This window comes from Vibrio fujianensis, assembly GCF_002749895.1.
Lineage (GTDB): Bacteria > Pseudomonadota > Gammaproteobacteria > Enterobacterales > Vibrionaceae > Vibrio > Vibrio fujianensis.
This window is the reverse complement of record NZ_NBUS01000054.1, coordinates 711775-717092: the sequence shown is the minus strand read 5'-3', so window position 1 is coordinate 717092 and position 5318 is coordinate 711775. Positions and strand designations below refer to the sequence as shown.

Below are 5318 nucleotides of genomic sequence, written 5' to 3'. Positions count from 1 at the left end.
TCATGGGGAACGTTTGGCATCATGTTACCGATTGCCGGTGATATGGCTGGTGCGACTGATCTTGCCTTGATGTTACCTATGCTCAGCGCGGTATTAGCGGGTTCTGTGTTTGGTGATCACTGCTCACCGATTTCAGATACCACTATTTTATCTTCGACAGGAGCGCGCTGTAATCATATTGACCATGTCGCGACTCAGTTGCCTTATTCGCTCTCAGTGGCAGTAATATCAACCGTTGGCTTTATTGTGCTTGGGGTGACATCATCACTTTTTGCTGCCTTGGCGGCCGCCAGTGCTGTTTTTCTTTTGGTTTGTGTTGTTTTATCCTGGCTTTCTAAGGCCAAAATGGTTGTGGAATCGGCTCAGTAAGTTGTGTTCAACCCAATCTTATTACTTAGGTTGGGTTGATTATTTTCGTCACTAAGCAAAAAACCGTAAAATTGCAGTTGCAAAAAAGTTCAAGCTTGGTTAGTGTTGAAAACAGTCAAATTAACCAGTAAAGAAATTAAGTATGCGTAGTTTTGTAATGAATATTCATCACCATCATCATCCCTAGTTAGTCTTTCGGGAGATGTACGCGTACCCGGGAGGCAGGATTCTCCCGGTGGTTAAATCAAATGTGTATTTAGATTTTAAGCCCTCGGGAAACCAAACTCTCGAGGGCTTTTTACTATTTGATTTTATAAACTTCAATACATTGCAAAGGAATCATGTTATGCAAACACAACGCCTAAGAATTGCCATCCAGAAGAAAGGCCGCTTGAGTCAAGAGTGTCAGGAACTACTGAAAAAATGTGGGGTAAAATTCAATATCATGGGTGAAAGTCTGGTTGTTCATTCACTCAATATGCCGATTGATCTGTTACTGGTTCGTGATGATGATATTCCAGGTTTGATTATGGATGGTGTCGTTGATTTAGGCTTTGTGGGAGAAAATGTGTTGGAAGAAACGCGATTGGATCGCCGAGCGCTCAACCAACCTAGCCAGTTTGTTGGGTTGCGCCGGATGGATTTTGGGGGCTGTCGCCTCTCGATTGCAATGGATAAAGATGAAGTTTATCACGGGCCTCAAGATCTTAAAGGTAAGCGCATTGCCACAACCTATCCGCAGCTACTTAAAGCTTATATGGATCAGCAAGGCATTGATTTTAGTACCTGTATGTTGACCGGCTCTGTGGAAGTTGCGCCTCGAGCCGGACTTGCTGATGCAATTGCGGATTTAGTTTCTACTGGAGCGACGTTAGAAGCGAATGGTTTAAAAGAAGTCGAGGTTATTTTTCAGTCTAAAGCGGTGCTTATTCAGCGGTCAGGAGATTTTTCAGCAGATAAAGCCGCACTGATCGATAAACTTCTCACACGTATGCACGGCGTGCAACAAGCGAAAGAATCAAAATACATCATGCTACACGCTCCTGTTGAACAATTACCACAAATTACAGCGTTGTTGCCGGGAGCAGAAGATCCGACGGTGTTACCTCTTTCTGCGGATAAAAGTAAGGTCGCCGTGCACTTAGTTAGCTCAGAAAATCTATTTTGGGAAACCATGGAACAGCTGAAAGCTCTCGGAGCGAGCTCCATTCTTGTTCTTCCTATTGAAAAAATGATGGAGTAGTCACCATGAGAACCGTAGTGTGGCAATCGTTGAGTGAAACTCAACAACAATCGGTGTTAGAACGTCCTGCAATTACCGAAGGTGCGAATATTACCGCCGCAGTCAAAGCGGTGATTGCTCAGGTTCGTGCTGATGGTGATATCGCTTTACAGGCTTTGACTGAGAAATTTGATCGTGTAAAACCTAAGTCAATCCGTGTACCACAGCCTGAAATTGATGCTGCTTGTGAACGGCTTTCACAGCCAATGAAGCAAGCGCTTGAACAAGCATACAACAATATTGTTAAGTTCCATAAAGCGCAAAAACCTCAGCCCGTAAAAGTTGAAACTATGCCCGGCGTGGTTTGTGAGCAAGTCACTCGGGCTATCAATAAAGTAGGGTTGTATATTCCTGGTGGAAGCGCGCCACTACCTTCAACCGTCTTGATGCTCGGTGTTCCAGCCCAAATAGCAGGTTGCCGCAAAGTGGTGCTTTGCTCACCGCCGCCGATTGCGGATGAAATTTTGTATGTAGCAAAGTTATGTAATATTGATGAAGTTTACAATGTGGGTGGCGGTCAAGCGATTGCAGCAATGGCTTATGGTACTGAAACCGTGGCTAAAGTAGATAAAATCTTTGGCCCGGGTAATGCGTATGTCACCGAAGCAAAACGCCAAGTTAGTAATGATTTCCAAGGCGCTGCTATTGATATGCCGGCTGGCCCGTCTGAAGTGTTGGTGATTGCCGATGAAACGGCTGATACAGAATTTATTGCTGCCGATCTGCTCAGCCAAGCAGAGCACGGCCCGGATTCTCAAGTGGTGTTAGTGACACCATCACCGATCATTGCGGATCAAGTGATGGATGCGGTTCAGCGCCAATTAACAAGCTTATCTCGAGCGGATATCGCTCAGAAAGCGCTGGCATCAAGCCTGATTATTATTGCCGAATCGATTACTCAGGCCGTGGCGATATCGAATTATTATGGGCCAGAGCACCTGATTGTACAGACGAAAAACCCTCGTGAACTGGTGCCACTATTAGATAATGCCGGGTCAATCTTTCTCGGGGCTTGGTCGCCTGAATCGGTTGGCGATTATGCATCTGGTACCAACCACGTTTTACCGACTTATGGTTATACTCGCACCTATTCGAGCTTGGGTTTGGCTGATTTCAGTAAGCGCATGACAGTGCAAGAGCTTAGTGTTGATGGCTTAATCTCTTTAGCTCCCACGGTGGTCGCTATCGCGAATGCAGAGGGGTTAGACGCACACAGCCGTGCAGTAACCATTCGTATTGAACAGTTACAAAAGGCGCAATAACTATGGAAAAACTAGCTCGTAAACAGGTTCAGGCATTAACGCCTTATCTTTCAGCTCGTCGTATTGGCGGTAGTGGTGATGTCTGGTTGAATGCCAATGAGTCCCCCTTTGATAATGAATATAAAACCGATTTTGCTCGTCTTAACCGCTATAGCGATTGTCAGCCTAACGCGTTGATTCAAGCTTATGCCGATTATGCAGGGGTGAGCCCACAGCAAGTATTAACTTCTCGTGGGGCGGATGAAGGGATTGAATTACTGATTCGTGCTTTTTGTGAGCCTAACCAAGATGCCATTCTATATTGTCCACCGACTTATGGAATGTATGCCATTAGCGCGGAAACGTTTGGGGTTGAGCGTAAAACGGTTCCCCTGACGGCAGATTGGCAACTCGATTTAGCAAGCATTGAAGCCAGCCTTGATAAGGTGAAGCTAGTGTTTGTTTGTAGTCCCAATAATCCAACGGGCAACCTAGTTAAACGTGAAGACATTATTGCTCTACTCGAGATGACCAAAGATCGCGGCATTGTCGTGATGGATGAAGCCTACATCGATTTTTGTCCTGAAGTCTCAACGGTGGATCTGCTGGTAGATTACCCTAATTTAGCCATTTTACGTACCTTGTCAAAAGCGTTTGCTTTGGCAGGTTTACGTTGTGGGTTTACGTTGGCTAATAGATCGATTATCGATGTATTACTCAAGGTTATTGCCCCTTATCCCGTTCCTGTCCCAGTGGCAGAAATCGCAACGCAAGCACTTTCAGAAGCTGGGCTAGCACGTGCTAAATTTCAAGTCTTGGATCTCAATGCCAATCGCGCTTACTTACAAGTGGGTTTACAGATGATCGAGGGAATCACGGTGTTTGAAGGGTGGGGCAATTATCTACTCGTCCAATTTCCTGATGGTGATGCCTTGTTTCAAGCCGCTTGGGAACACGGAATTATTTTACGTAATTCACCGATTGAGCATTGTGTACGTATTTCCGTCGGCAACCGTGAAGAGTGTGAAAAGACCGTCGCTTTTATTCGTAATTATTATCAATAAATAGGATGCAAGCGTATGCGCTTGCATCAAAAAGAAAAGGATATTCTCGTGAGCATGCAACAAAAAATTCTCTTTATTGACCGTGACGGTACGTTAATTGTTGAGCCACCGGTTGATTTTCAGGTGGATCGTTTAGATAAGCTGAAGCTAGAACCCTATGTGATACCGAGCCTTTTGACCTTACAAGAGGCGGGTTATCGTTTGGTGATGGTGACTAACCAAGACGGGTTAGGAACAAAAAGCTACCCTCAAGAAGATTTTGATGCGCCCCATAGCATGATGATGGAAATTTTCCAATCTCAGGGCGTTATGTTTGATGAGGTTTTGATTTGCCCGCATTTTGAAAAAGAAAATTGCTCATGCCGAAAACCTAAGCTTGGGCTGGTCAAACAATATCTGCACGGTGGCAAAGTGGATTTTAAACACTCCGCGGTGATTGGTGACCGTGTTACCGATTTACAATTGGCTGAAAATATGGCGATTCGAGGGATCCAATACCATCCTAAGACTATGAATTGGCCAGAAATTGTCAGAGCTTTGACCATCCAAGAGCGCAAAGCTGAAGTGGTACGAAAAACCAAAGAAACCGATATTCAGGTTGCGGTAAATCTTGATCAAAGTGGTGGTAATCACATTGAAACGGGGCTGGGCTTTTTTGACCACATGTTAGATCAAATTGCTACCCACGGCGGTTTTCAATTGACATTAACGGTTAAAGGTGACCTGCATATTGATGATCACCACACCGTAGAAGATACTGCACTGGCTCTTGGACAGGCATTGAGAGAAGCGCTGGGGGATAAACGAGGTATTGGCCGTTTTGGCTTTACACTGCCGATGGATGAATGTTTGGCACAGTGTGCATTAGATTTATCCGGCCGCCCCTATTTAAAATTTTCAGCCGAATTTAGCCGTCCACAAGTCGGCGATTTTTCAACAGAGATGGTTTATCACTTCTTCCGTTCTCTGACGGATACCTTAGCGTGTACCTTACATCTTTCTACGGCGGGTGAAAACGATCACCACATGATTGAAAGTTTATTTAAAGCGTTTGGCCGTACACTTCGCCAAGCCATTCAGGTACAAGGGAATGAATTGCCAAGCAGTAAAGGAGTGCTGTGATGACTCAACAGATCGTCATTATTGATACTGGGTGTGCCAATATTTCTTCTGTTAAGTTTGCGGTTGAGCGTTTAGGTTACCCTGTCACAATATCAAAAGATCCAGAGGTCGTATTAGCTGCAGATAAACTATTCTTGCCCGGAGTAGGAACCGCCAGTGAGGCGATGCATAACTTGGCGCAGCGCCATTTAATTGAGTTAGTCAAACAGGTAGAAAAGCCGCTGCTAGGCATTTGCCTTG

The 5318-nt window shown here is 45.0% G+C and carries 6 protein-coding genes and 1 other annotated feature; all 6 genes read left to right on the top strand.

Going from position 1 to position 5318, the window contains the following annotated elements; all coding sequences use genetic code 11:
- A partial coding sequence (locus tag B7C60_RS19830) for a Na+/H+ antiporter NhaC family protein (protein ID WP_245869617.1) occupies nt 1-369 on the top strand: 369 nt, incomplete at its 5' end.
- A 165-nt stretch (nt 370-534) separates the two neighbouring features.
- Nucleotides 535-672: a sequence feature (His leader region), on the top strand.
- Nucleotides 673-715: 43 nt separating this feature from the next.
- Nucleotides 716-1612 (top strand): ATP phosphoribosyltransferase, encoded by an 897-nt coding sequence (gene hisG / locus B7C60_RS16405; RefSeq protein ID WP_099612562.1) that lies wholly within the window; start codon nt 716-718, stop codon nt 1610-1612.
- Nucleotides 1613-1617: 5 nt separating this feature from the next.
- Nucleotides 1618-2913 carry a histidinol dehydrogenase gene (gene hisD, locus B7C60_RS16400; RefSeq protein ID WP_099612561.1) on the top strand — a complete coding sequence of 432 codons (1296 nt, stop codon included), beginning with the start codon at nt 1618-1620 and terminating at the stop codon, nt 2911-2913.
- A gap of 2 nt (nt 2914-2915) precedes the next feature.
- Nucleotides 2916-3956 (top strand): histidinol-phosphate transaminase, encoded by a 1041-nt coding sequence (hisC, locus tag B7C60_RS16395; protein ID WP_099612560.1) that lies wholly within the window; start codon nt 2916-2918, stop codon nt 3954-3956.
- A gap of 48 nt (nt 3957-4004) precedes the next feature.
- Nucleotides 4005-5078, top strand: coding sequence for a bifunctional histidinol-phosphatase/imidazoleglycerol-phosphate dehydratase HisB (gene hisB, locus B7C60_RS16390; RefSeq protein WP_099612667.1), 1074 nt, complete (start codon nt 4005-4007; stop codon nt 5076-5078).
- A partial coding sequence (locus tag B7C60_RS19825; RefSeq protein ID WP_483887770.1) for a type 1 glutamine amidotransferase family protein occupies nt 5078-5318 on the top strand: 241 nt, incomplete at its 3' end. The genes hisB and B7C60_RS19825, both read left to right, overlap by 1 nt.

Coding starts and splice junctions, on each gene's coding strand:
- hisG (WP_099612562.1), top strand. CDS start 716: ATGCAAACACAACGCCTAAGAATTGCCATCCAGAAGAAAGGCCGCTTG.
- hisD (WP_099612561.1), top strand. CDS start 1,618: ATGAGAACCGTAGTGTGGCAATCGTTGAGTGAAACTCAACAACAATCG.
- hisC (WP_099612560.1), top strand. CDS start 2,916: ATGGAAAAACTAGCTCGTAAACAGGTTCAGGCATTAACGCCTTATCTT.